Below are 25,369 nucleotides of genomic sequence, written 5' to 3' on the forward strand. Positions count from 1 at the left end.
CATTATACACAAATCGCATGCATCCCTCTATGTAAAAAAGAAAAGTACAGCACACTCCCTCTCAGGAGCATACTGTACTCACAATACTATGCTTAAGTTGCACTAACTGTTTTATGATTCGCATTCGCAACAACTTCTGTTTCTTCTTCCTCTGCTTGACCTACACGTTTAATAAAGAAGGAAAGCAGTAAGCCAATTGCTGCGATTCCAATGATAACAAGGTAGGAATCATTAATGCCCTGAATAGTCGCCTCTTTAATCATTTCCTTCGTAGCCGTTGCTGTTTTACCTGCTGTCATTAACTCAATGACATGAGATTTGGTTCTAGTGGTCATAACCGTAATCAATAGTGCCGTACCTACACCGCCTGCTACTTGCTTGATGGTATTGGAAATTGCTGTACCATGCGCATTTAGTCTTGATGGCAATTGATTGAGACCCGCCGTAGTGATTGGCATTAAGAATAGCGCCATCCCGAAACGACGTCCTGTGGACATAAGAACTAAATACGTATAGCTTGTGGAATCCGTCAAATTGATGAATCCAAGTGTGGTTACGATCGTAATGGCCATACCGATAATGGACAACCATTTCGCTCCAAACTTATCGAACAGCTTACCGGCCACTGGCATCATGATACCCATGAGCAGCGCACCAGGAAGCATAAGGATACCTGACTCTAACGCGGTATAGCCGCGAGCATTTTGCAAATACAACGGAAGCAGAATCATATCCGCATACATCACCATCGTAACTGCAATGTTAATTAACGTCGTTAAGGTAAACATGTTGTGCTTGAATGCTCTAAGATCTAATAGTGGATCTTTGATAACGAGTTGACGCCATGTGAATAGGATTAGTGCAACTACACCGACGATAATCGAGACGATTACTTCTGCACTTGACCAGCCCTTGCCACCAGCACTGCTGAAGCCGTAAAGAAGGAAACCGAACCCGATCGTTGAAAGAATGGCACCCCATGTATCAATTTTGGGATACTGACGTTCAGAGACATTTTTCAAATAAATAAATGCGACACCAATTACGATAACAACAAATGGGATGATACCATAGAAAAGCACACGCCACGAATAATGCTCTAAGATATAACCAGCGATAGCAGGACCGACAGCAGGGGCAAAAATGATAGACAACCCTACCATTCCCATCGCTGCACCGCGCTTATCTGGAGGGAAGATCGTCAAAATAACATTCATAAGAAGCGGCATGATAATACCTGCCCCTGCAGCTTGAATTAGGCGACCAGTGAGCAATAGCTCAAAGCCAGGTGCCACGGCCGACACAATGGTACCGATGAGGAAAATAATCATCGAAGCTTGGAAAAGCTCACGCGTCGTAAAGCGTTGCATCAGGAATGCCGTTATCGGAATTAAAACGCCGTTAACCAACATGTAACCAGTGGTCAGCCATTGGCCAGTTGAAGCGGCGATATTAAATTCGACCATAAGCGGCGGCAAGGCAACACTCATAATCGTCTGATTCAAAACGGCTATGAACGCCCCCAGAATCATAACAAATAGAAGGGGCCCCTTCTTAATAGAACTAGGATCAAATGCGGCAATTTTACTCATTTCACATATTCCTTTCAAATTCGACTTCAAACTAATTTACAAAGTGTTGTATAATAAACTTGATGTAAATAGTATTATAGTCATCTCGCGTAATCTTCACAAGCAACAGCTTTTTTATAAATGTTTATTAGTTTACACTTTCATAATATTTGTCGTCTATCTATCACATTATCTACAAAGATTGCAGAAATTGTCGTATAGCATTTTGAAGAGAAGGAAGGATCGCTCATGTCAACTAAACCGCAACGCATAGACCCGCGTGTACTTCGGACGCGCCAATTGATTCGAGATGCCTTTATCGAATTACTTCAGGAGCTTGAACTTGAGAAGATAACAGTGAATCGCATTGCGGAGCGCGCGACGATTAATCGCGTTACCTTCTATCTGCATTATCAAGATATTCCCGACATGGTTGATAAGTTGGCTGAAGACATGATTAACGAAATCCATGCCATCCTGAAGGAAGCTCCGGACCCGCCTGATTTTAATATGCAGATCATCCTGAACATGCTTGAGCATATCGCGAACAACTCAAATTTCTACAAGGTGCTGCTTGCTTCCAAACGTATTCCTGTATTTACGGAACGGCTCATGAAGCTGATCGCTGATTTCATCACCAATCGAATGGACAAGCTAGAGGCTTCCTCCGCTTTGAATATTAAGGTGAAGAAGGACATCGCGATTTGGTATGGCTCCTCGGCCATCATTGGAACGATTGTCTTCTGGCTGCGCAATGATTTACCTTACACGCCGGTTTTCTTGGCTGCACAGCTCTCAGAATTACTTCATCTTCCTCAACCAGAATCGATGGTACCCCCTAAGCCATAAGTACATATATAGACGAAAAAGCCCTCGATCTCTCCAATAGGAGGAATCAAGGCCTTCATAGTTTACAGGTTTATTTTATATCAACAACGAAAGGAACGGTAATCACTTCACCGCCATGCTGGAACTGCGCCCACAACTTATAGGTACCCGCTTCCGGAAAAGAAGTTGCGAACCTTGCAACGGGGCCTGTCGCCTTCTCATCGAGCGGGTGCACATGAATATACTGCTCCGCATCAGCGGAAAGGATCACAACATGCCCTACAGCACCCAGGTAAGGTTGTAGATTCGTGATCTCCTTCTTCGTCTTGGCATCCCGAATCGTAAAGGTAAGTGTTACTTCAACTTTAGCCTTTGTACTACTTAAAGCAAGATCAACTTCTTTGCCGCTGACTTCCTTCATCTGGCTATCCGCAGTAATCGCGGCATGCCCTATCTCTTTGCCTTCTACCTTTACCCATTGGCTAAGCGTTGTGCTGGTTCCTCCATTAGGAATGAAATCAGCAATGAGTTTATAGTCCCCGCCTGATGGGAATGTCGGGTTGATTGTAAATTTGCCGTTTCCTTTGTAAGTCGGATGGATGTGTTGAAAAAATGATAAGGAATGATCGACGATGATCAGATGCAGCAATTTCTCGTGATTGACTTGAAAATCCTGCACTGGTTTGCCAGCGTTGTCCGTAATTTGGATTGTCAGCTCCGTATGATCATTCGCCTTCAGTTTTGTCGATCCAAACGTAAACGATACTTTCAGGTCTGAGACTGCCTTGGTTTGTTCATTACCGTGACGACTATGTTCATCTACATTGGCAGGGCCAGAGGCTGCCCTATGGCTAGCGTGGTCACTCTTTGACGTATCCTTTTGTGACGAGCATGCACTCAAGAGTCCTAGTGCCAACACGACCAGAAGAATCCCTATTTTTTTGACATACACGCGATACTCTCTCCTATTTCTTAGTGATTAGCTCCGAATTTTCATACGTTGAAGACGAAGTGCATTAAGAACAACAGAGACCGAACTCAATGCCATGGCCAGGCCTGCTACCCAAGGAGCTAATAAGCCTAGCGCAGCAATGGGGATGCCTAACGTATTGTAACCAAGCGCCCAAACCAAGTTCTGTTTGATGTTGCTCATCGTTTGGCGGCTCATGTAGATGGCATCTGGAATACTCAAAAGGTCACCGCGCATCAGCGTTACATCGGCGGCTTCCATCGCCACATCCGTGCCTGTTCCGATCGCCATCCCGATATCCGCAGTCGCCAGGGCAGGGGCATCGTTAATACCATCCCCAACCATGGCTACTTTCTTACCTTGCGCTTGCAGCTTTTTCACTTCTTCTGCTTTTCCTTCTGGCAAAACTTCGGCAAGCACATGATCGATCCCCACTTGAGCAGCGATTGCCTTAGCCGTCCGTTCGTTATCGCCCGTAATCATAATGACCTGAATCCCCATATTCTTCAGTCGACTAACCGCGACTTGTGAAGTTTCTTTGATGGTATCCGCAACAGCTACTATACCCCCGTACCCTTTATCAATGGCGACAAGCATGGCTGTTTTACCAGACTCCTCGAGTTTCGACAACGTGTCGTAAGCACCCTGCGCATCCACCCCGAATTTCTCCATAAGACGCCGAGTTCCGATTAATAACTCCTTACCCTCTACGACAGCTTTAATGCCATATCCCGGGATCGCTTCGAACGCTTCTATCTCTGGCAATTCAATGTTTTTCGCTCTAATGCCTGCAACGATGGCTTCAGCAAGGGGATGCTCTGAATTTTTCTCCGCGGCGCCTACAAGTCGTAGGAATTCCGCTTCATCTCCTTCAGCGTAAACATCGGTAAGCTCGGGCTTCCCTTTCGTGACAGTGCCTGTTTTATCTAAAATAATCACGTCAATACGATGGGTCTGCTCCAGATGCTCGCCGCCTTTGAACAAAATACCCAGTTCGGCTGCACGCCCTGATCCCGCCATAATTGAAGTCGGTGTCGCTAGGCCCAGTGCGCAAGGACAAGCAATGACCAAGATAGCGATAGCTTTCTCCAACGCCCCTGCAAAATCGCCAGGTGTCACAACGAAATACCAGACTAGGAAAGCGATAAGGGAAATCCCCACAACAATGGGGACGAAAATCCCCGAAATGACGTCGGCCACCCGTTGGATCGGTGCTTTCGAGCCTTGCGCGTCTTCGACAACTTTAATAATTTGTGCCAGCGCTGTTTCCTTCCCGACCTTCGTCGCTTGAATGCGAAGCATGCCGTTTTTGTTGATGGTTGCCCCTATAACAGCATCTCCGGGTTTCTTTTCTACGGGAAGACTCTCCCCCGTTAGCATTGATTCATCCACGGAAGATAACCCTTCAAGCACTTCCCCATCAACGGGTACTTTATTTCCCGGTCGGACTAGCACAATATCCCCTGCTATTACCTCATCAATTGGAATGTTGAGCTCTATGCCTTCACGGATAACCAGAGCTGTCTTCGCCTGCAGCCCCATTAGAGGTTTAATCGCTTCCGATGTCCGTCCCTTGGCCAGTGCTTCCAATAATTTCCCCATAATAACTAGCGTAATGAGTACCGCACTTGTTTCATAATACAAAGACGGCCAGTGATGCATGCTGGCGCCACTGATAGACCAATCGATCGTCAAATACAGACTATAGAAATAAGCAACTGAGGTCCCGAGTGAAACCAGTACATCCATGTTGGCAGAGCCATTTCGCAGCGCTTTATAAGCACCTTCATAGAACTGTCTTCCGATGTAAAACTGCACCGGCGTTGCCAGAATGAATTGGAACCACGGATTCATGAAGAATTCCGGTATCCATATCCATGTCGTAAACGAAAAGTGGCTGACCATCGCCCATAACAACGGCAGTGACAGAATGGCAGATAACAGAAGCTTACGCTTTTGCTTTGTAATCTCTTGTTGCCGATGCTCCGACGGGTCGCCTTGCTCTTGTTTAGGAACTGCTTTGAAGCCGATCTTCTCCACCCGCTTCTGCATATCAGATACTGTGAGTTCTGCCGGATTGTACACCACATGCGCGGCTTCCATCGCAAAATTAACCGTGGCTGCCCTCACACCAGGTAACTTATTTAAGGTCTTCTCAATCCGCTGCGCACAGGCTGCACATGTCATGCCCTCTAGCTGCAAATCAACGGTTTCCCTAGCCGTATCATAGCCAAGCTTCTGAATGCTTTGTTCCATCCTGACAACATCAATTCGACTAGGGTCATAAGTGACCATTGCTCGTTCCATCGCAAAGTTGACATTGGCTTCCGAGATCCCTTCAAGCTTGTTTAACCCTTTTTCAATTCGATTGGCACAGGCGGCGCATGTCATTCCTGTAATCTGCAGTGAGGTTTGTTTCGTCTCTGCCGCATTAACAGTTTCCATCATCAACACCTCTTTTTATTTAACGTCGTATCCTTGTTCTTCAATAGCTTCTTTAATGGCATCTTGCGTTAGCTTATTTTCATCAAACTCCACAGTTACCGTTCCATTCGCTAAGTCAACTTTCCCAGCAGCACCTATCGTCTTCAAAGCTCCTTCAACGGAATTCACACAGTGGTTACACGACATTCCTGCTACCTTTAACGTTACATTTTGCATTGTTCATTCTCCTTTATAGGTTTGATATGGTTTCGATTCTGTAAAAATAAACTCGATAAATCCAGTATGGCCATCTTGCATTTGTTCAACAACTTCGATCCTTTAATTAGTATACCCCCCTACCCTATATTAAGTCAAGGAGATCATTAAGATTAGGTTCATTTATCCTTATTCAAAATGAGAAAGAATCCGGAGTACTTGTCGCCTCCAGATCCGTCACTTCATGAGTTTATTAATCGTTGTTAATAATTCTGTAATCACTTCTTCATCGCCTTCTTGAATGCGATCAATGACACAGCTTTTCATATGATGCTCAAGCAATTGCTTGCTCACCCCATTGAGAGCAGACTGGATGGATGAAATCTGATTCAACACATCGTCACAGTACGTATCCTTTTCAATCAGTCCCTTAACCCCTCTTATTTGTCCCTCGATTCGGTTAAGACGGGTGATCAGATTACTTTTAGCTTTGTCGGAATGGTGGCTCTTTCGTTCACTTGAAGTTGCACACATATCGTGTGTATTGCTCTCTTCCGTCATCCATAATCACTCCTTCATGATTGCATTTTATCATAGCCCCCCACCCTATGCAATCGATCGCTGGAGCATCACTCCGCTTGGATGGAATGCAATTACCAGGAACAGGCAACCTAGTAAAGATCCATGGGACAGCATTGGGATCATTGAGCGGAATGCGGAACAAAGTATTTTATTTGAAATACTACCTTGACAGTCACAGTAGTATGTCGTATTATAAAAACACGGAGGTGATGACATGAGCGAGAACAAAATTACATCCGACCTGCTGCGCGGACATACCGATACGATGATTTTACGGCTCTTATCCGAAGCTGACCGCTACGGGTACGAGATTGTTAAACTGATCGCCGAGCGCTCAGGCGGCGAGTATGAATTAAAGGAAGCCACCATGTACTCCAGTGTCCGGCGGCTTGAAACTGACGGCGATATCGAGTGGTATTGGGGTGATGAATCTCAAGGTGGACGACGCAAGTATTTTAGGATTACGGAAAAAGGCAGGAATGCATACGTTCGCAACAAAAACAACTGGGAGTATTCTAAGCGCGTACTAGAAAACTTATTATAAGGAGATGGGATATTATGAATAAGAAATTGACCAATTATTTAAACGGCGTGTTTACGCCATACGATGGGGTAAAAAGCGTCACCGAATTAAAGACGGACCTGCACTCCGATTTGCAAGAGCGATATCGTGAACTCAAAGCCGAGGGCAAAGACGATGATACCGCGTTTGCGATGACCATTGAGAGCATCGGCGACATCGAACAAACGATATTGGAAGTCGCCAACCTCTCCCGCTCTCTGGAACGGCAAGTTGTGACAAACTTTAGCGCAAGCAACTTGGCAATGGGTGACTTTGCAGGCGTTAAAGCCCACAAAGGTCAATTTAATGCTAGTGCGTTACGCGGTGCCGACTTTGCGGGTGCTGACTTGACTGGAAGTTCATTTAAGACCAGTGATTTACGTGATGCCAATTTTGACGGCGCAAATCTGACGGACTGTATCCTAACTGCAAGTGACCTTACGAATGTAAGCTTCAATGAGTCGATCCTTGTTCGCACCAACTTCACTGTTTCGGGGATGGAAGGTGCCAAATTCACTGGTGCCAAACTGACCGACGTCACGCTAAGCAAGATCGACCTTAGAAAAACAAGCTTTGAAGGTTGTATCTTTGACGGCGTGGACTTCGAATATTCCGATCTAAGCGGTGTGTGTTTTGACGGGCAAACCTTTATCGGCGTTAAATTTGATAAATCGGCAGTAAGTGAAGTTTCATTCAAGGGCGCTATACTCAAAAATGTTTCTTTTCAGGCGTTCTTTTCATTGACCAATAAGTATTACCGTGCCTTTAAAACCATTTGCTTTGACGGTGCAGTCATGGATAAGCTGACTTATGCTTCGCTTAAAGGCATGGGGGCCGACTTGTCCAAGGTTACTATTCGATAAGGAGGGGAATTTCATGCAAAACACTTCAATTAAAGTGGTTGGCCTGCAAAAGTCCTACAAGCAGCTTCAAGTGCTGAAAGGCGTAGATTTCGAGGTAGAAAAGGGTAGTATTTTCGCCTTGCTCGGCTCCAACGGGGCGGGCAAGACAACGGTTGTCAAAATCCTCACCACACTGCTCAAACAAGACAATGGAACTGCGTCTGTAAACGGATTCGATGTTGCTTCAAAACCCGATAATGTGCGGCAGTCGATCAGTCTGACCGGGCAATTTGCCGCCGTGGACGAAATTCTGACTGGTCGGGAAAATCTAATCATGATTGCGAAGCTGAGATACCTCAAGGATCCACGTCAGGTTGCGGACGACTTGCTTAAACGCTTCGGTCTGACAGAAGCCGCCGATCGCAGAGCGTCTACGTATTCGGGTGGTATGCGCCGCAGGCTTGACATCGCCTTGAGCCTTGTGGGTAATCCGCAGATCATTTTCCTCGACGAGCCGACGACTGGGCTTGATCCCGAGGCACGCATCGAGGTTTGGAAGATTGTTAAGGAGCTTGCCAAAGGCGGCACGACGGTACTCCTAACCACGCAGTACTTGGAGGAGGCTGAACAGCTTGCCGACCGAATTGCCATTCTGCATGAGGGTAAGATTATCGCGAGCGGCACGCTCGCGGATCTCAAAAAGCTGTTTCCATCCGCAAAGGTGGAGTATATCGAAAAACAACCGACATTAGAAGAAATTTTCCTCTCAATCGTCGGCAATAAGGAGGCGAAGTAAATGGAGAACGCAAAGAATCATTTCTTCACCGATATTAGCGTTATGCTTGGACGTTCCATGCGCCATATTTTCCGCAGTATGGACACCATCATCACGGTCTGCATCACGCCAATTGCGATGATGCTGCTGTTCGTCTATGTGTTAGGCGGTGCTATTCAAGCCGGAACGGATAACTATGTCAATTACCTGTTGCCAGGTATACTGCTTATGGCGATTGCAAGTGGAATAGCCTATACGGCTTACCGCCTGTTTATGGATAAGCAGAAGGGCATTTTCGAGCGGTTTCACACCATGCCGATTTCACGTTCCGCCTTACTTTGGGGGCATGTGCTGACCTCTCTGGTGTCCAACGCCATATCGTTGATCGTCATCATTCTCGTAGCATTGATTATGGGCTTTCGTTCGTCCGCGGGAATACTGCCATGGCTTGCCGTAGCAGGCATACTCGCATTGTTTACACTGGCCTTAACCTGGGTCGCGGCGATATCTGGACTGACCGCAAAAACAATTGAAGGTGCAAGCGCGTTTTCCTATCCACTTATCTTCCTGCCATTTATCAGTTCGGCATTTGTGCCGACCGAGTCAATGCCGTCAGTTGTTCGTGCCTTTGCCGAAAACCAGCCGGTGACCTCGATCGTGAATGCCATCCGTGCGCTGCTGGCAGATCAGCCGGTGGGCAATGAGATATGGGTCGCTCTTGCTTGGTGTGTCGGGATATTGCTGGTAGCCTATTTCTTTGCAATGAGGGTGTATAAAAATCGGGTGTAAAAAAAGATCAGCTTTTACTGAATTGAACAACATTTGTTGTAATCATTTATACTGGTCTTATATCTAACAGCTCAGCTTAAAGCACCCAGGGGGTGCTTTTTATTTGCCTTACGACTCATTTTTACAGCCTTCTTCATTAATAAAAATAGTCCCGAAGACTGTAATAGCTCACCGGGACTATTTTGAAGATCACAGTATTTAAAGAAATCTTTATTTAATCATTTCACCTATTTCTTTTTGATCCAACCAGTCTGAGCCATGAAGGTTATTTAGGTAAGGTTGCCATTATTGGATAAAATTCCATCGTCATCAATCCCGCGATAACGGCAGGATCTTCAGCGATGAGTTGCAGGACTTGGTCTGCATTCTCAACCTCAATAATAGCTAGTCCGTGAGGATCGTTCGGTTTTAGAACTGGTCCGAAAACAAGTGCAATCCCCTGATTCTGCTTATCTGTCCAATAGAGGATGTGTTGGTACATAACGTTCCGTTCTTCTATGGTCATATCCTGATGAAAAGTGGTTCTAGGAGGTGTTGACCATAACATGAAGTGCGTTTTTCCCTGATTATTGTTTGTGGTGTTATCCGACATTACTAAAGATCCCCCATTATCCTAAAATTGATACAGTGACTTTCAATCTCATTATTCCTAAAATCCACTTGAAATGCAAACAAGGTTTACCTCCAAGTTCTTAGAGTTCTTAGAGTTCACAGCTCTACAAAATAAAAAACACCCTTTAATTATGCTGAACAACCACAACGTGTGAAGTTAGACAAAAATACCCCATATTAATATGGGGTATTAGCTTGATCATGCCTGGTTGCTTGAATAAATACCGAAACGCCATATGGTCTAATACTTTATTTAGTCAATCAAATCCTTTTATCCGTTTTTTTGCATCTGCTCTACTCCTTTTCGCAGTGCGTTCCATGCAAGGGTTGCGCATTTGATCCTGGCTGGGAATTTGGTGACGCCAGACAATGCTTCTATATCCTCGTATTCAAACACTGAGTGCTCGCCTTTCATCAGGCTTGAAAAGTTCTCAGCCGTTTTGAGCGCTTCTTGAAGCGTTCTGCCTTTGATGGCATCTGTCATCATCGAAGCGGAGGACAGGCTGATCGAGCAGCCTTCGCCAAAATATTTCACGTTCCTAACAACGTTGTCCTCAATTTGCATTTGCAGCGAAATTTTATCGCCGCAGGTTGGGTTATTGAGGTTGATCGTCACCACCTCTTCGGAATCGAGTTGTCCGCGATTGCGTGGATTTTTATAGTGATCCATAATCACTCTGCGGTATAAATCATCCAATTGCATAACCGAAGCACTCCTTTGTGTAAGATAGTCCACTTATTGTGATGTAAGTTTTGTATAATATTTTTTAAATTTGACTGAATAAATCAAAATATAGATAACGACCAGAGCAGCAAAAGAATTTAACAGAACCAATGAGAAGTTCAAACTAAAGAACTGTGTTAAAACACCGACGCCGACTGGAGGAATAATAAATCCAGCATAAGCGCATAAATAAAATGCAGAAATAACTCGCGGACGTTCTTCTGGTTTCGGTAATTGACCGGCAAACCTTAGAGAAGATTGAAACGTCCATCCGGCACCGATTCCTTGAATGAGCATGCCAGCACAGAGCAAAAATAAATTCCCTGTCTGCCCCGAAGAGACAATGATCCACGGTCCAATCGCCAGAAATACGATGCCTATGCGCATCCGTGCAACGGGATTTTGCACCCAAGGAAAGAACTGCATCAAGGCAGCCACGCCTAACAGCATGAACATTAACAATCCTGCTGTAGAGAGATTGGAAGAGTGAGTGACGTTTTTGACGAAAGATGGAATCAAAGATAACACAATTCCGCCTAACATGAAAAAGGTAAACGCCGGAAGTCCAATAAATGACCAGAAATGGAAACGAATATTGTCGGGAACTCCGAGCGAAATCTTAGCACTTGCCGGTTTCTGTGCACCTTCGAGCTTCGGTAACATTTCCAGCAATACCAAGGAACTCAATAGCATGAAGAGTAATAACCAAAATGGCATCCGAAGTGGCTGAATATGCACATATTGCACGACTAGACCGGAAATGGCCGGGCCCATGCCGAAACCAACATTTACAGCTACGCCTGAGAACTTGAGTGCAGTACCCATTTTATTGGTTGATGTTTGTTTTAATAAAAAAGCAGTAGCTGTACCTGTAAAGGCGCCATATGCGATGCCTTCCAATATCCTTGCAGCATAGAGCATCCAGACGTTTTGGCTCGCGATAAAGAGCAGTGTCGACGCGATAGATATCAATATACTTATTCGAAGCACCCTTTTTAAACCCCAGGAGCTCCCTTTGGCTCCCACGATCAGCAGAGTCGGTAATAAGATAGCAGCATAAACAGCAAACAGAATAGTGATTTCCAGACTGCTCATATGATAATTCTTCCCGTATACAGGGAACAACGATGAAATATAAGTCGCACCGCAGGACATCATAAGAACAACCCAAAGCATTCTTTTCATATCAGTTCTCCTTTGTAAAAGTAATATAAATTAAGAATCATAAGATAAGTGATTCTTCTCCTTTTTCCTAACTTGAAGATCTTATTGTGTAGTTCCCCCACCCATCAATATTTGTTTCAAAAATTGACAGCCTCTGAACTCTTCAATAGAATGAAAGAGACAGGTCTGTATCTATTCATGTACACATGATACAGACAGGTCTGTCTCGTGTCAACACTCTAGAATATTACTAAGAGGGAGAAGGTTGCTAACATGCAAAAAGAATCCGCTAAAGAACGGATTTTACAAGTAGCTTCCAAATTATTTTACTCTGAAGGAATACGTGCTGTAGGAATAGATCGGATTATTGCTATGTCCGGGGTTGCCAAAGCCAGTTTTTACCGTAACTTTGCAACAAAGGATGACCTTGTAGTTGCATTTCTGGAACTTCGTCATCATCGAATGCTAAGTAGGTTCGAAGAAATAATAAAGCAGAACCCGGATGAGCCTGTCAAACAGTTATATCAGTTAGTTGAAAGGTTGTCGGAGGGCATAAGGAAACAAGATTTTCGTGGATGTCCCTTTACGAATACGTTGCTTGAGTTCCCCGATGCCACGCATTCTGGACACCAGGCGGCTTTGAAGTACCGCATGGAAAAAGAATGTGTGATCGCACAAATTGCACGCAAAGCTGGGGCCAGAAATCCTGAAGCATTGGCAGCTCAGTTGGAAATGCTGTACAGTGGTGCTATCGTGGATACCTATATCTTCAAACCTGAATATGATAGCAACAATTTTTATGACGCGGCGATGATATTAATTCAAGCCCAGCTCACTAGCGCCTAAGAAGTGGTGAATCTATAAGCACGGCTCGATCTTTCGTATATATCTGACCTTTTCGCCAAGATTCAATTTAACGATCAGTCGAACAAGATCGACCTTGCCGGACCAGCTTTGGAACTTAATAGAAATCGCCGTTCCCTTCCGACTAGGAAGCAGAGCGGCGATTTTTCATACTAACGTTCCATCCGTTTCTTGAATTCGGCAGGTGTCAATCCGAATTGCTCCTTAAAGACTTGAGAAAAGTGAACACTATTGTCATAGCCTACGGCATAGGCGATCTCATAAACTTTCTTATCGGTTCCGAGCAGCATTTCCCTTGCCTTGCCCATACGAATTTGAATCAAATAGCTCCATACTGTGGTGCCGGTTTCTTGTTTGAAGATTTGAGCGAAGTGATTTCGACTAATGGCCACTTGATCCGCAATTTCTTGCAGGTTCAGCTTTTCCGCATAATGCTTGCCCACGAAATCCTTCACTTCCTCAACAGCACGACGTGTCGGATGGTCCTTCATCGCCTTCGATACCGCAAATATGCGATAAGCCCCTTCCTCCAATCGCCGCACCGCACATAAGCGAAAATAACTACGCACCTTCTCCTGCGGAATCGTTTTTTCCCACAGCCCAAGGTCCTTTCCCTCATGCAGCTCAATCCGGACTTTTTCCTTCTTAAGCTCCTCGACGATCAATTCAAGCCATGCCATCGATAAAGGATTAAGCAAGTAGAATCGTTCACCAGCCAAGCTCTCGAGCATATCGAGCGTGTCGACCACTAGCAAAGGTAGCGTTTCAAACTGAACGGTCTGCATCTGATTAAGCCAACGATGTACCATGCTCTGATGATGAGGAAGGGATCGCATGAGCTGAATGGTCGCTTCTGCCCTCCTACGGGAGGATACTTCTTGGGCTGCCCTCGCTAGTGCCCCATCCAACTGCTGCTGATCGACCGGCTTAATAATATAATCTAGAGCACCTAACCGCATGCTCGATTTGGCAAAATCAAACTCATCGTAGCTGGATACAACTAGCGTGGTCATCCAAGGATAACGTTCGTTAACATTTCCGATTAATTCCAGCCCACCCATAATCGGCATCTTCACATCGGTTAAGCATATATCCGCATAATGAGCATCAAGCCAATTCAGCGCACTTACACCATTAACGGCTGTTCCAGCGACGACCGTCTCTTCACTATATTGCTCCACTTTACTAGAGAGGCTTTCTCGAATTAGCGGCTCATCATCGACAATCAGCACACGCAGCATAAAGGTTATCGCTCCTTCTAAATGTTCTGCTTGAAAGGAAATCGTACAGTTACTTTCACTCCGCCTAGACGGCTATCTGAATGGATGTCAACACCGATCCCGTCCATTTGGTAGAAAGCACGAATCCGATAATGGACATTCAGCAGACCGACGTTGGTTAAGGTCGTATATTCTTCTTGATTTCGCATGGGTTCGAGCAGACGTGATCGGAATGCCTCTAGCCGCTCTGGATCATACACTTTCCCGTTATCCTCGAAAACGACACATACCAGATCACCCTCTCGATGGACGGTTACCTCTAGTCGAGTGGGCTCCCCCGTTGTTTCAATCCCATGCTTGATCGCATTTTCTGCAATTGGCTGTAGCACTACCTTGAGACATAAAGCGTCCCGACAGTCCTCAGGTAAATCGATACGAAAGCTTACCCCTTCACCATAACGAATCTGACTAATATTCATGTAGTGAATCACATGAGATATTTCATCCTCAACCCTCACATAGGTATCTCTGAAATTAGAAGTATAACGGAGCATGCGTGATAGTGAAATGGAAGCTCTTTCGATTCGATCGTGTCCGGCCAAATGGGCCATTGAATTAATAGATTCTAACGCATTATATAAGAAATGGGAGTGGATCTGTGATTGCATCGCTGAGAAAGAAGCCCGCTGCTGCATGAGCTTCGTATCAGTTAGCTGTTGGATCGAAGTATCTAACTCCGCTAGCATTCGGTTAAAGGAATGGCTAAGATCTGATACCTCATCTTCGCCTTCAATATGAAGGCGACTTTTAAAATTTCCGAATTGAGCCTGCTTCATATTCGAACGAAGATTAGACAACCGGCGGGTAACTGACGTAGCGACGAGAGTCACAAATATAATCCCAATGATCATTCCGAGAGAGGCGACCACAATTGTTACATTGCGAACGCGATTCATGCTATGCGTAATATCATCCATTGATAAGATGAGGACGGTCTTCCAACCCGTATAAGGTATCGTATCGAACACAATCAGCTGGTTCGTTTCCTTACGAATAAAGCTGCCGTTATCTGAGGTGAACTGCGCAATAATGTCCGCTTCCAACACGCTACCGATCTTGTCAGAGGATTGGTGTAATAGAATCGTTCCATCCGGTTTAGCAATCAGGCTGCTCCCTTGTTTTCCTAGCTGCATTTGATTCAGAATCGATTGAGCGGTTTCCAGGGTAATGTCCATCTTGAGGAAGCCCTTCGATAGAGGCTTTCCAAACTGACCTGCCATGGTCAGTACAAATTGCTGCTTGGGATTTTTGTTAACATCCAAGTAGTTCGTACTCGGTCCCACGCGATGCTGAACCTTCTCCCAGCTTCTGACATCACTCAACCAGCCTTCATCCAAGAGCGAGTAATCCTTAGATAACCCCACGGACAAGGCGTAATGGAATTCCCCACCTTTATCCGACCGCATCGATACGGACAAGATTTCAGGATGACGTAAAAGCAAGTAGTGTAAAAAATTATCTTCCAAAGAATGATAACCGGAAATAAGCTCAAACTGATCCTTAGGATCGATCTGAAGCCACTTAATAAACGCGTTACTCGTACCCAGTACTAGAAAGCCTCGCTCATACTCCATGTATTGTCGGTCCAGGTTCAGATTAGCCTGTCGCAATATTTGCTCACTAGAGTGAATGGCATCTTGTCGAATGGTTCTAGACGTATCGTAATAGCTGAAAAATCCGATCATCGCAACGACCGATACTAGAATCGTAATTAGCAGGCTAATTAGCTTCCATTTCAAGGACGTTTTTATTTTCTTGAACATAGAAGCCCCCTGCTCTATACCTTCACATGTAGAGTAAAAAGCATAATCCTCGCCCAGTACATGACTTGGCGAGGTTATACTTTCTTGTTTTAAAAATTATTTCTTCCTGTTTTTATTGTACCAGTCAGTACGCTCCTTGACCATCTGGTCTCCACCTTGCTTGCGCCAAGTTTTGACGAATTCGTCAAAGGAATCAATCGGCTCCTTGCCCAATAGAATCTTACTGGTCGCTTCGAGGAACATCGTGGCGATGTTGTAGCTTTCCTTCGCAGGTGGCATACCAACAGATTCGGTAGGGTAGCCTTCCTTGGAGGCTATCTCACGCGCCGTCTTCAATTTACCATAGGCTACTGGATTATTCAGCTTCGCTTCTTCGACCGCTTCATTAGTATCATGAATCTTGAACATAATGTTAAACGGAGACAGCTTCTCGATTTTCGCAGCATCTACAACGATTTTACCGTTTTCCTTCTTATAAGAGTCGCCTTCTTGACCCAAATCTGTGAGCATTTGCCCTTCTTCACTCATAAGCCAATCGAAATATTTAACAATGGCTTCTGGATTTTTTGTATTTTTCATGATGATATAGGTTTTACCAACTGGGCTCCAGCGAGTTCCGAGTGGGCCTGTATACCCTGTACCACGCGGAGTCGGAATCGCAATGACATTCGGCTTCTCATTAGGAAGCGCCTTATCAAGGTCTGACTGCCACTGCCAAGCTAAGCCAATGGAATGTGTCCACATACCAACGACACCGGATTTAATTTTCTGCTCCCAAACCGCTCTGGAGTTCGTTAAAAACTCGGAATCCATCACTTTTTCATCGACCATCGTTTTCATATAAGAGATCGCTGGCTTCATATTCGGATGAATGTTCTGAAGGATGACTTCATTATTGTAGAGCACTTCCGTCCACTGTTGGTTCACGCCCCACATGCCGAACAAATTCTCGCCCCATGTTAATTTCTCGCGCATGGAATACGGGATCTCATCTTTCTTCCCATTACCATTCGGATCTTTATCCCGGAAAGCTTTCAGAACAGTCATCAGTTCATCCGAAGTTTTAGGTACTTGCAATCCCAGCTTATCGAGCCAGTCTTTACGCACATACGTCACGGCGCCCGAATAAGCGATCGGTTGTGGAATAGCCAAAATTTTACCGTTAACCGATACGGCATCCCATGATGCCTGCGGAATATATTTCTTCAGATTCGGTCCGTACTTGTCAATTAACGCGTTTAGCTCTAGGACCTTACCGGAAGCAACTAAGTCAGTGTCAGGTCCAGACCAGGACTGGTATACATCTGGGAAATCGCCAGAGGCAAATTTAAGCGTAAGCTGATCGGCATACTGTGCATGCGGTAAGGTGACGATGTCCAAATCGGTGTTCGTTTTCTTTTCTAAATAGAGAATATTAGGGTCATTAGCTAGAACTGGTGGTTGCGAGTTGTCGGAAGTGAACATGCGAATTTTCGTTGGTGCAGACGGTGTTGGAGCTGCGGATGCACTTGCTGATGCGCTTACACTTGCACTTGGGCTTGGACTTGAGGCGCTCTGTTCACCATTTCCACAGCCTGTTGCCAACAATGAACTCGATGCTAAAAGAATTGCGGTTTGCTTGATCCCTTTTTTCATATAAACCCTTCCTCTCAAATGATATATATCAAAGAATGGTTATTCTTTGATCGAGCCAATAAGCGCACCCTTGATGAAGTGCTTTTGGATGAATGGATAAACCAGGAGTATGGGTACAGTTGCTACGATAATGGTTGCCATTTGCAAGCCTTGTGGGGAGAGGACCACATTCGATTCAGCAGCAGCAGCGAGCTCCTCGTTCATATTGAACTGTGAAATCAAATAATACATGTACAATTGCAGCGGTCTAAGCTCGTATTTATTGATGTACAGCAGGGCGGAGTAATAATTGTTCCAATTCCCAACCGCGTAGAATAGAATTAGCGTCACCATGATTGGTTTCGACAAGGGTACAGCAATTTTCCAAAGGATAGAGAATTCTTTCATACCATCAATCCGAGCGGATTCGAACAGCTCCTCGGGTAGGGATCGGAAGAAGGTCAGGCAGATGAACATATTGAATGCGACGAGCGCGCTCGGAATGATTAGCGCCCATACAGTGTTTAATAGGTGTAAGCTTTTCACAACTAAGTAGGTAGGAATCATCGGCGCTTGGAAAATCATAGTAAAGACGATCAGCATGAGGATCAAATTTTTACCCTTCAATCCATGCTTGGATAACGGATATGCGGTTATTAGCGTCAAGAACATATTGAGAGCTGTACCGACGATGACGACAAAGACTGTAATGCCGAATGATCGCCAAAATACGGAGTTCTCAAAGACAACTTGATAATTGTTCAAGTTAAAGCCTTTCGGCCATAAGGTGACCTCGCCTTGTATGATCGCCTGTGGTGAGCTGAGCGAGCTTGCTACTATATAGAGAAAAGGCAGCAATACGGCGGCGCAGGCTATCAGCAGGACGGTGTAGTTAATCGTATCAAATACTTTTTCTCCGATGGTAGTACGGTAACGCATCTTATTGGACCTCCTCTTGCTAGAATAGCCGCTCTCCCGTTGTACTTCGGCTGATCCGGTTCGCGACGATCAATAATCCGAAGCCCACGACCGATTTGAACAATCCAATTGCCGTTGTGAAGCTATATTTCGTCTTCATGATCCCTTCGCGATAAGCATACGTATCGATGACATCCCCAACATCGTAGGTTATCGGATTAAGGAAGACGTAAATTTGCTCAAAGCCGAGATCTAAAATGTGTCCTATCTTTAGGAGCAGCAGGAGCATAATAGCCGGCAGCATACCAGGCAGCGTGATGTGCAGGAGCTGCTTCCACCGACCTGCGCCGTCAATACGTGCTGCTTCATAAAGGGAGGGGCTAATCCCCGCAATTGCGGCTAGAAATACGATGGCGTTCCAGCCCATTTCCTTCCATATGCCCGATCCAACGACGATGAAGCGAAACCAGCTGGTCTCTTGCAGAAAGAAAATCGGTTCATAGCCGAAGGCTTGTATCACATGATTGATCAGCCCGATCTGAGGAGACAGAAGCATGTAGCCAATGCCAGCAATAATGACCCAAGATAGAAAATGAGGCACGTATACGATGGTTTGAATCGTACGTCGTATCGCCATCCTGCCAATCTCATTCAATAGAATCGCCAGAATAATGGGGGCCGGGAAGGCGAATATCAATTGATAAAAGCTGATCGCCACCGTGTTCCATAGCAAACGCCGGAAATGGATAAACTCGAAAAACTGTTGAAACCATTTGAAACCTACCCATTCGCTTTTGAATATGCCGCCATATATGTTGTAGTCCTGAAAAGCAATCACACTTCCCAAAAGAGGCACGTACTTAAAGACTATAAAATAAAGGACTCCCGGAACCAACATGACGTATAAGGGCCAAAACCGTTTCATGTATCGATAGCCCGCAAACTTGGCCTTGGAATTCCTTTTGGTTTGAGATACCAATACTCCTTTACTGGCCGATGCTGAGCGCATGACGTCCACCTCCTTGTCTAAGTTGCATTTTCACTTTATATCCTCATTGTAAATGAAGCGTTTCCATTGGGAAATGAGGGCATCCACCGAAAAGCATAGGAATCGTCTGCTCTTCATGCTTTTAGCAAAACCCGTACATCTTGTGCTGCTAACGCGATGGACCCGCTTATCGGCTGATCCGTCCATGCATCCCGGTAAGTATGGTTTAAAGTAACCGTTACCGCTGTAAACAGGTGATTGATCACAAAGAGCAGCTCGCGCCCTTCATTTCCTGCTTCCTTTCGAATAACAGCTTCGACACCTTCCGGCAGCTCGCCTATTAGCGGTTTAACTTGCAGCTCGCGGGCAAGCTGATCGAGTATCCTGTATAAGCCTTCCTGATCAGGCGCCGTTCCGATATAGACACTACAGCCCTTACCGTGTGCTCGTCGAGTAACTGCAGGGGAGTTAGCATAATAGCCATCGGTAAAAACCGCCATAGGCTCAGCAGCAGGCTCCAGCTCGAGTATGTCAATCACTTCGTACCACTTCTTCGCAGCGCCTACTTCTCCACTTTTCAAATCCCGCATGCCGATCTGTTGACTAGCTTCGATGATCCCATAGTCCTCAATACCGATACCAAGTAAATCTCGAAATGCGCCCGGTAAACGCTGTTGTGTAATCTGGTTGCTCATTTCCTTCGCACCTGAGCGGAAATCCATGATCAAGTAGCCGCCCTCTTCCACGTAGCGGTATAGCGCTTGGACCGTTTCGTCCTTAGCCATCATTAGATTAGGGGAGACAATCAACTCGTAATCAGCAAAGCTCGCTTCTGGTGACACAATATCCACTGTAATGCCGCGATCGTAGAAGTAGCTATAGTACGTCTCGAAATGCTTGATATATTCATAGCCTTCCATATGAGGCTGCAGCTCTAAGGACCACTCATTGTCATAGCAGCGAATCATTGCTACTTTAGCCTGAGGGGAAGTACCAGCAAGATGAGGTGCTAATTGCTCCAGCTCCTGCCCGATCTGCTTCACCTCGTTGAACTTCCGCCCAGGCTCGCCATGATGCTGCAAAATGCCATGCCATAGATTTTCGATGGAATACGGAAGCGTTCGAAAGCGGAAATATACGATCGCATCCGCACCGTGGGCTATGGATTGATACGTCCATCTACGTATCTCACCCGGCACGGGTGTCGGATACAACACGATCGCTCCTGGCGAACCGCTTTGGTGCTCTGTTATCCAAAAGTTCTGTCTTCCTTTGAATCCTCTAGTTATATCAAGCTGCTCCGCCATATAGGAAGGACGAGCCTTGGGCTCCGATTTCATATTCGGGTACACATCCAGCGCGCACAAATCCAGCTCTTTGGATACCTCATAGTGGTCAAATTGATTGAACTTGCCCATCAAGTTCGTTGTAATAAGATGAGCAGGCGCGTATTGCCGGATGATTTGGAGTTGCAGCCGCTGGAATTCGACAATAGAATCTGACGCAAAACGGCGGTAGTCGATCGCCAGACCTGGGCTGTGATGCTGATGCACGGCATAGGTAGGAAGATGCAGTTCATCCCAAGAGCGATACGTTTGGCTGGAGAACACCGTCCCCCATGCTTCATTGACCTCGTCAATTGTACCGTATTTTCGCTGAAGCCAATCTTTGAAAGCCTGAAGGCAATGATCACAGTAGCAGCGTGCCGTATCGCATACGCCGTATTCATTGTCGATCTGCCAGCCGATTACATCCGTAAACGAGCCATAGTGCTGGGCCATCTGTGTAACAATGCGCTCTGTACAGCGGAGGAAATCCGGATGGGTCATGCAATAATGCTTTCTTGTCCCGAAGCCTCTAACTTGCCCGTACACATCTCGCTGATACGCATCATATCGATCCATCAGCCACTTCGGTGGACCTGCCGTAGGCGTGCCGAGTATAAATTTCATCCCATATTGGCGCATCACACTCATCGCGCGGTCGAGCCACGAGAAATCGAACTCCCCTTCAGACGGCTCGAATTTACCCCAAGCAAACTCACCTAACCGAATCACATTGAATCGGGCCTCTTGCATGAGTTTAGCGTCCTTCTCCCAACGCTCCTCCGGCCAGTGCTCCGGATAATAACACGCACCAAAATACATTTTGATTTCCTCCAACTCTTAGTCGATTTCGTGTCCCCACGGCTTACCTGCGCCCTTTTCTCTCCTTAAAGCATTACTGAATATCGAACAGGCTTCGAATGGATAGTTGAGAATGAAACGTCGTTAAGTCCATCTTTTCCGATATAAACTCTTTTGAGAAAATGATGCGTCTATTCTCGCCGGACGACAAATCGAAATAGTTGTCATTCGGGCGGCTATCCGAGTCAGCCAATATGAATTCAACCGCCTTGGCGAATGCAGATGCTTTTATTTCAACGATGAACTCTCGATCCGTCTCTTTAACCGTCCATTCGAGCCGAGGATCCTCAAATACGAAATGCTTCGGCCTAACGAACAAAACGACTCCTCTGCTCACCGCTTCGCCCTCGGAACCATCGTTTGGTAGGAACGCATACGATAAGTAGCGCGTTCGCTTATTCCATACCGTTTTTAACTCTTCCGCAAAATCGAGTTCTTCCAAACAACTTGCCGATAGAGCGGGTAACGCTGCGGTTAATTGACCCGATTTCACGATGCCGTCCCGGTGATCCCTTAATTCCCAAGTGACGGTACCTCGTATTTCTTCCCTCGAATCATTCGTCAAGTATAACTTAACGGACGTGCCTTCCTCTCGCGCGGAGAGCAAAACGGGGGCATGAAACCGCTTCGCATAATAATGCAGCGCCTTCCATCTTCCGAAGAAATCGATGCTAGACCACGATGTCACTGGCCAACTATCGTTAAGCTGCCAGTAGAGCGACCCCATGCTGATTCCCCGGTTTTGACGCCAAAATTCTACCCCATAGCGAATAGCATCCGCTTGCACAAGCTGAGACAAATACACGAGTCCGTCCAACGTCGATGGATATTGAAACATTTGAGCCAAATAATTTAATATTTTTCCATTCGCTTCAAAATGATTCTGGTGTTTCTCCATGACGTAACTCAGCATGTTGCGATCTTCCGGCAAAGTAAAGGACTCGATCGTTTTCATACTCGGGAGGGATTGGAATCCGAACTCCGAGCAAAATCTAAAATCATATTTGCGATAATCTGTAAACGGCTTTGTACCGTGCCATACGTCCCAATAATGGACGTCTCCTTGCGTCGGTTCGTTCGGCTTATCGAATCCGCCTCCCGACGACGGGGACGCAAGCCAGTAAAATGTATTCGGATCATGTTGGCGCACCACCCCAGGTAAAACGACCTCAAACTGTTTCACATAATCTGCTCGCAAGGCATCTGTGCTAGGAATATTCCATTCCGCCCATGCCCATTCCATCTCGTTATTTCCGCACCATATCGCCAATGAAGCATGGTGTCGCAATCTCTTAACATTATCAATCGTTTCGAGAACGATATTGGTTTCAAACGCCTCCGTCATCTCGTAGGCAGCGCAGGCGAACAGCAGGTCTTGCCAAATCAAAATCCCTTTTTCATCGCATAAATCGTAGAAGTAATCATCCTCAAAAAATCCGCCGCCCCAAACGCGGAGCATATTGAAATTTGCTTCTACGCAGTCTTGTATCAACTTTTCCGAACGATCACGGTTACGAAAGCTCAATATGTTATGTTCAGGGATATAATTGGCACCCATGGCGAATAGGGCTTCCCCGTTAACGACGACTTCAAAAGATTTACCGTACTTGTCGGGTTCTACTCGCCAAGTGATGGTGCGAAGCCCTAAAGTCTGTCGTTTTTCATGGATGACAACATCCTTTTGAGTCAGCTTTGCCGATACTGTATACAAGGGTTGCGCTCCATAACCGTTTGGCCACCATAACTCTGGCTTTTGGATTTCGATGAATACCTTCGTTTCAGACATCGCTTCGCAGGTTTTCCGTGCAATGACATCCCCGTTCGGCCCGATGACTTCCACTTCGATGCCCAGATCCTCCGTAACGGTTGATTGTATTTGGCTTGAAACGTCTATATCTAACCTTACAATACCGGGATCGTGTTGCTGCGTTACGTAAATGTCCTGAACGATGCCCACTTCATAACTTCGAAGATAGATGGACCTCCAAATTCCCGAATCCGGCAGAATCGGTCCCCAGTCCCAACCGAACATGTAATGGGCTTTACGTATCTGATTGAATCCCGGTGCCGGTCCTGTCGTAGTCGCCCAGACGGGATTTTCCACAGCGCGGCGCTCCGCGTATTCAATGGAAGATAGGAAAGTAATCCGCAGCTCATTTTCGCCTTCTCTCAGCAAAGACTTAACGTCGAACATATAGGTTCGATGCATATTATCCGTCCCGGCTATTCGACGACCGTTGATGTAAATTTCAGCTAAGGTGTCCAGCCCTTCGCAGACAAGCTCCACCATGTTCGCGTTTAAAAATTCCCGATTTACCGAAAAAAAGCGAGAAAACTCATAATCATGTCTCAATAGCTCCAAGGTCGGATCCACGTTGTCTCGGTAATAAGGATCTTCTATGGCGCCATTATCCAAAAGAGTACGAAGCACCGATCCTGGGATTGCAGCCGAGTACGATTTTTCCATCGCGTCGGTGGAACAATTCCGCATTTGCCAAGTACCGTTTAAGTCAAAGATCTGCATGTTTTGTTACACTCCTCGCTTCGGTTGCATGTTATACCAAAAAAAGGGAGCGTCATGAAATTGACGCCCTCTCTTGGAAAATAGCTTATTACTTGACTTCTCGCGCATCATTGTCAGGAAGGCTAGGGAACGGGGCATGCGGCTCATTTTGATACCAGAACACCGTCGACGCAATGTCGCTTTGCTGTGGCAGATACCGGCGGTCCGCACGCCAGCCGAGATCTTGAATCGTCACTTTCAGGTCGTTTTCGAAGCGGACCGGGTCCATGACATGCCAGCGATACATGCCAAATCGCTGTTGACTGCGGTACAAGCCGTCTGGCTTGATCGCTTGATGCATGCCCAGATATGCCGTCGAATAAGTTCCGTATTGCCCCGCCGGTTGCTCCCAGTTCCAGGCACCGCCGAAATAATCTTCCGTCCCCGTTCCGCAGATCGTTGGAAATTCTTGATCGCCGTCCATGTAAAACTTGATTTCCCCTTCTCCCCACCATCCACAGTTGTTGACCTGCCAAGCTAGATAGGTGCCCACGTAATGACCTTTGCCTTGGATGCCGTCAATAATCGTGTGTACGTCCTTGTATGCCACCGGATGGCTTCGGCGCCATTGCGCATGGAAGTATGCCGCGTCCTCTGGCACATCCGTCAGCGTGTAATCGATTTGGTAATACAAGACTGCTTTGTTATCGTTCTTGTTTTCCATCGTGATTCTAGCGCTCTTACGGAACGGCATTTGCCAATAGCTGTTGAAGCCGCCGGCCGGATTGACGGCGATCGGAAGGGAGTTTACGTTCGCCCGCTCCTGCCAGCCGTTGCAGAAGAAGTCGCAGACCGGCACTTCGACCGAAGGCTGCTCCTCGCCATCCCAGTAAAGCCGGAAAATCAGGTTCCGCCATCCTGAGGGATGACTGGTAAGCCAAATATGCTGGATGGCGCCGGGACCTTGGATTTCTCCCATCGTGAATTCCACACCCGGTTCAATTTCCACGGAAGGGGAAACCTTCCATCCAATGCCGAGATCGCGCGCGCCGGCGGCTCCGGTCCCTTCCGTCGCCATGGCTCCTTGGCCTTTGGCTCCCGTGAAGTTCTCTGGGCTGATCGATCTCGTCACAGCGTTCGACAAGCGCGACAAATTGCCCAATCCCATATCCAATCCATTAAATGAGTTCATGT

22 protein-coding genes are annotated in these 25,369 nt (G+C 46.1%); 6 read left to right on the plus strand and 16 right to left on the minus strand.

Going from position 1 to position 25,369, the window contains the following annotated elements:
- Window positions 1-92 precede the first annotated feature (92 nt).
- The gene (locus tag AC58QO_RS31075; RefSeq protein ID WP_497272449.1) at window positions 93-1,592 is read right to left on the minus strand and encodes a DHA2 family efflux MFS transporter permease subunit; all 1,500 of its coding nucleotides are present in this window, start codon (window positions 1,590-1,592) and stop codon (window positions 93-95) included.
- A gap of 228 nt (window positions 1,593-1,820) precedes the next feature.
- Between AC58QO_RS31075 and AC58QO_RS31080 the strand changes: the two genes are divergently transcribed.
- Window positions 1,821-2,420 (plus strand): TetR/AcrR family transcriptional regulator, encoded by a 600-nt coding sequence (locus tag AC58QO_RS31080; RefSeq protein WP_497272451.1) that lies wholly within the window; start codon window positions 1,821-1,823, stop codon window positions 2,418-2,420.
- Window positions 2,421-2,490: 70 nt separating this feature from the next.
- On the opposite strand, the gene AC58QO_RS31085 is transcribed toward AC58QO_RS31080, so the two are convergent.
- The 4 genes from AC58QO_RS31085 to AC58QO_RS31100 form a co-directional block, all read right to left on the minus strand.
- Entirely contained in the window at window positions 2,491-3,351 is an 861-nt protein-coding gene (locus tag AC58QO_RS31085) for a DUF8832 domain-containing protein (RefSeq protein ID WP_497272453.1), read from the minus strand.
- Between the two features lie 27 nt (window positions 3,352-3,378).
- Complete coding sequence (locus AC58QO_RS31090; RefSeq protein WP_497272519.1) at window positions 3,379-5,814, minus strand: heavy metal translocating P-type ATPase; 2,436 nt, start codon at window positions 5,812-5,814, stop codon at window positions 3,379-3,381.
- A gap of 15 nt (window positions 5,815-5,829) precedes the next feature.
- Window positions 5,830-6,030 carry a copper ion binding protein gene (locus AC58QO_RS31095; RefSeq protein WP_497272455.1) on the minus strand — a complete coding sequence of 67 codons (201 nt, stop codon included), beginning with the start codon at window positions 6,028-6,030 and terminating at the stop codon, window positions 5,830-5,832.
- A gap of 216 nt (window positions 6,031-6,246) precedes the next feature.
- Window positions 6,247-6,570, minus strand: a complete 324-nt coding sequence (locus tag AC58QO_RS31100; RefSeq protein ID WP_497272457.1) for a metal-sensitive transcriptional regulator — start codon at window positions 6,568-6,570, stop codon at window positions 6,247-6,249.
- A 235-nt stretch (window positions 6,571-6,805) separates the two neighbouring features.
- On the opposite strand from AC58QO_RS31100, the gene AC58QO_RS31105 reads away from it, so the two are divergent.
- Genes AC58QO_RS31105 through AC58QO_RS31120 form a run of 4 tightly spaced genes read left to right on the plus strand, consistent with a single transcriptional unit; the run spans window position 6,806 to window position 9,559 of the window.
- The gene (locus tag AC58QO_RS31105) at window positions 6,806-7,135 is read left to right on the plus strand and encodes a PadR family transcriptional regulator (protein ID WP_497272459.1); all 330 of its coding nucleotides are present in this window, start codon (window positions 6,806-6,808) and stop codon (window positions 7,133-7,135) included.
- Between the two features lie 14 nt (window positions 7,136-7,149).
- Entirely contained in the window at window positions 7,150-8,016 is an 867-nt protein-coding gene (locus AC58QO_RS31110) for a pentapeptide repeat-containing protein (RefSeq protein ID WP_497272461.1), read from the plus strand.
- 13 nt (window positions 8,017-8,029) lie between these two features.
- Window positions 8,030-8,791, plus strand: coding sequence for an ABC transporter ATP-binding protein (locus tag AC58QO_RS31115; protein ID WP_497272462.1), 762 nt, complete (start codon window positions 8,030-8,032; stop codon window positions 8,789-8,791).
- Window positions 8,792-9,559 (plus strand): ABC transporter permease, encoded by a 768-nt coding sequence (locus AC58QO_RS31120; protein ID WP_497272464.1) that lies wholly within the window; start codon window positions 8,792-8,794, stop codon window positions 9,557-9,559.
- 265 nt (window positions 9,560-9,824) lie between these two features.
- Here AC58QO_RS31120 and AC58QO_RS31125 read toward each other — a convergent pair whose 3' ends face one another.
- The 3 genes from AC58QO_RS31125 to AC58QO_RS31135 all read right to left on the minus strand — a co-directional run bounded on the left by AC58QO_RS31125 (window position 9,825) and on the right by AC58QO_RS31135 (window position 12,080).
- Window positions 9,825-10,151, minus strand: coding sequence for a YciI family protein (locus tag AC58QO_RS31125; protein WP_497272466.1), 327 nt, complete (start codon window positions 10,149-10,151; stop codon window positions 9,825-9,827).
- Window positions 10,152-10,442: 291 nt separating this feature from the next.
- Window positions 10,443-10,874 carry a Fe-S cluster assembly sulfur transfer protein SufU gene (gene sufU, locus AC58QO_RS31130; protein ID WP_497272468.1) on the minus strand — a complete coding sequence of 144 codons (432 nt, stop codon included), beginning with the start codon at window positions 10,872-10,874 and terminating at the stop codon, window positions 10,443-10,445.
- Between the two features lie 33 nt (window positions 10,875-10,907).
- On the minus strand, window positions 10,908-12,080 hold the full coding sequence (locus tag AC58QO_RS31135) for an MFS transporter (protein ID WP_497272470.1): 1,173 nt from the start codon (window positions 12,078-12,080) through the stop codon (window positions 10,908-10,910).
- Window positions 12,081-12,332: 252 nt separating this feature from the next.
- On the opposite strand from AC58QO_RS31135, the gene AC58QO_RS31140 reads away from it, so the two are divergent.
- A complete protein-coding gene (locus AC58QO_RS31140; protein ID WP_497272472.1) occupies window positions 12,333-12,905 on the plus strand; it encodes a TetR/AcrR family transcriptional regulator in 573 nt (190 codons plus the stop codon).
- Between the two features lie 170 nt (window positions 12,906-13,075).
- Here AC58QO_RS31140 and AC58QO_RS31145 read toward each other — a convergent pair whose 3' ends face one another.
- The 8 genes from AC58QO_RS31145 to AC58QO_RS31180 all read right to left on the minus strand — a co-directional run bounded on the left by AC58QO_RS31145 (window position 13,076) and on the right by AC58QO_RS31180 (window position 25,367).
- A complete protein-coding gene (locus AC58QO_RS31145; protein ID WP_497272474.1) occupies window positions 13,076-14,164 on the minus strand; it encodes a response regulator transcription factor in 1,089 nt (362 codons plus the stop codon).
- A gap of 17 nt (window positions 14,165-14,181) precedes the next feature.
- A complete protein-coding gene (locus tag AC58QO_RS31150; protein ID WP_497272476.1) occupies window positions 14,182-15,966 on the minus strand; it encodes a cache domain-containing sensor histidine kinase in 1,785 nt (594 codons plus the stop codon).
- A 96-nt stretch (window positions 15,967-16,062) separates the two neighbouring features.
- Window positions 16,063-17,601, minus strand: coding sequence for an extracellular solute-binding protein (locus AC58QO_RS31155; protein ID WP_497272478.1), 1,539 nt, complete (start codon window positions 17,599-17,601; stop codon window positions 16,063-16,065).
- A 39-nt stretch (window positions 17,602-17,640) separates the two neighbouring features.
- On the minus strand, window positions 17,641-18,519 hold the full coding sequence (locus tag AC58QO_RS31160) for a carbohydrate ABC transporter permease (RefSeq protein ID WP_497272480.1): 879 nt from the start codon (window positions 18,517-18,519) through the stop codon (window positions 17,641-17,643).
- Window positions 18,520-18,538: 19 nt separating this feature from the next.
- Window positions 18,539-19,507 (minus strand): ABC transporter permease, encoded by a 969-nt coding sequence (locus AC58QO_RS31165; protein ID WP_497272482.1) that lies wholly within the window; start codon window positions 19,505-19,507, stop codon window positions 18,539-18,541.
- 113 nt (window positions 19,508-19,620) lie between these two features.
- Window positions 19,621-21,633, minus strand: coding sequence for a beta-galactosidase (locus AC58QO_RS31170; protein ID WP_497272484.1), 2,013 nt, complete (start codon window positions 21,631-21,633; stop codon window positions 19,621-19,623).
- A 73-nt stretch (window positions 21,634-21,706) separates the two neighbouring features.
- On the minus strand, window positions 21,707-24,196 hold the full coding sequence (locus tag AC58QO_RS31175) for a beta-mannosidase (protein ID WP_497272486.1): 2,490 nt from the start codon (window positions 24,194-24,196) through the stop codon (window positions 21,707-21,709).
- Window positions 24,197-24,284: 88 nt separating this feature from the next.
- The gene (locus tag AC58QO_RS31180; RefSeq protein WP_497272488.1) at window positions 24,285-25,367 is read right to left on the minus strand and encodes a glycoside hydrolase family 172 protein; all 1,083 of its coding nucleotides are present in this window, start codon (window positions 25,365-25,367) and stop codon (window positions 24,285-24,287) included.
- Window positions 25,368-25,369: the final 2 nt, after the last annotated feature.

The organism is Paenibacillus sp. J31R30, from assembly GCF_059692115.1.

Bases quoted from the DNA above. Each gene is read 5' to 3' on its own strand.
- AC58QO_RS31075 (WP_497272449.1), bottom strand. From the start codon at position 1,592: ATGAGTAAAATTGCCGCATTTGATCCTAGTTCTATTAAGAAGGGGCCC.
- AC58QO_RS31165 (WP_497272482.1), bottom strand. From the start codon at position 19,507: ATGCGCTCAGCATCGGCCAGTAAAGGAGTATTGGTATCTCAAACCAAA.
- AC58QO_RS31095 (WP_497272455.1), bottom strand. From the start codon at position 6,030: ATGCAAAATGTAACGTTAAAGGTAGCAGGAATGTCGTGTAACCACTGT.
- AC58QO_RS31175 (WP_497272486.1), bottom strand. From the start codon at position 24,196: ATGCAGATCTTTGACTTAAACGGTACTTGGCAAATGCGGAATTGTTCC.
- AC58QO_RS31120 (WP_497272464.1), top strand. From the start codon at position 8,792: ATGGAGAACGCAAAGAATCATTTCTTCACCGATATTAGCGTTATGCTT.
- AC58QO_RS31080 (WP_497272451.1), top strand. From the start codon at position 1,821: ATGTCAACTAAACCGCAACGCATAGACCCGCGTGTACTTCGGACGCGC.
- AC58QO_RS31090 (WP_497272519.1), bottom strand. From the start codon at position 5,814: ATGGAAACTGTTAATGCGGCAGAGACGAAACAAACCTCACTGCAGATT.
- AC58QO_RS31115 (WP_497272462.1), top strand. From the start codon at position 8,030: ATGCAAAACACTTCAATTAAAGTGGTTGGCCTGCAAAAGTCCTACAAG.
- AC58QO_RS31135 (WP_497272470.1), bottom strand. From the start codon at position 12,080: ATGAAAAGAATGCTTTGGGTTGTTCTTATGATGTCCTGCGGTGCGACT.
- AC58QO_RS31110 (WP_497272461.1), top strand. From the start codon at position 7,150: ATGAATAAGAAATTGACCAATTATTTAAACGGCGTGTTTACGCCATAC.
- sufU (WP_497272468.1), bottom strand. From the start codon at position 10,874: ATGCAATTGGATGATTTATACCGCAGAGTGATTATGGATCACTATAAA.
- AC58QO_RS31125 (WP_497272466.1), bottom strand. From the start codon at position 10,151: ATGTCGGATAACACCACAAACAATAATCAGGGAAAAACGCACTTCATG.
- AC58QO_RS31160 (WP_497272480.1), bottom strand. From the start codon at position 18,519: ATGCGTTACCGTACTACCATCGGAGAAAAAGTATTTGATACGATTAAC.
- AC58QO_RS31150 (WP_497272476.1), bottom strand. From the start codon at position 15,966: ATGTTCAAGAAAATAAAAACGTCCTTGAAATGGAAGCTAATTAGCCTG.
- AC58QO_RS31180 (WP_497272488.1), bottom strand. From the start codon at position 25,367: ATGAACTCATTTAATGGATTGGATATGGGATTGGGCAATTTGTCGCGC.
- AC58QO_RS31155 (WP_497272478.1), bottom strand. From the start codon at position 17,601: ATGAAAAAAGGGATCAAGCAAACCGCAATTCTTTTAGCATCGAGTTCA.
- AC58QO_RS31140 (WP_497272472.1), top strand. From the start codon at position 12,333: ATGCAAAAAGAATCCGCTAAAGAACGGATTTTACAAGTAGCTTCCAAA.
- AC58QO_RS31105 (WP_497272459.1), top strand. From the start codon at position 6,806: ATGAGCGAGAACAAAATTACATCCGACCTGCTGCGCGGACATACCGAT.
- AC58QO_RS31100 (WP_497272457.1), bottom strand. From the start codon at position 6,570: ATGACGGAAGAGAGCAATACACACGATATGTGTGCAACTTCAAGTGAA.
- AC58QO_RS31170 (WP_497272484.1), bottom strand. From the start codon at position 21,633: ATGTATTTTGGTGCGTGTTATTATCCGGAGCACTGGCCGGAGGAGCGT.
- AC58QO_RS31145 (WP_497272474.1), bottom strand. From the start codon at position 14,164: ATGCTGCGTGTGCTGATTGTCGATGATGAGCCGCTAATTCGAGAAAGC.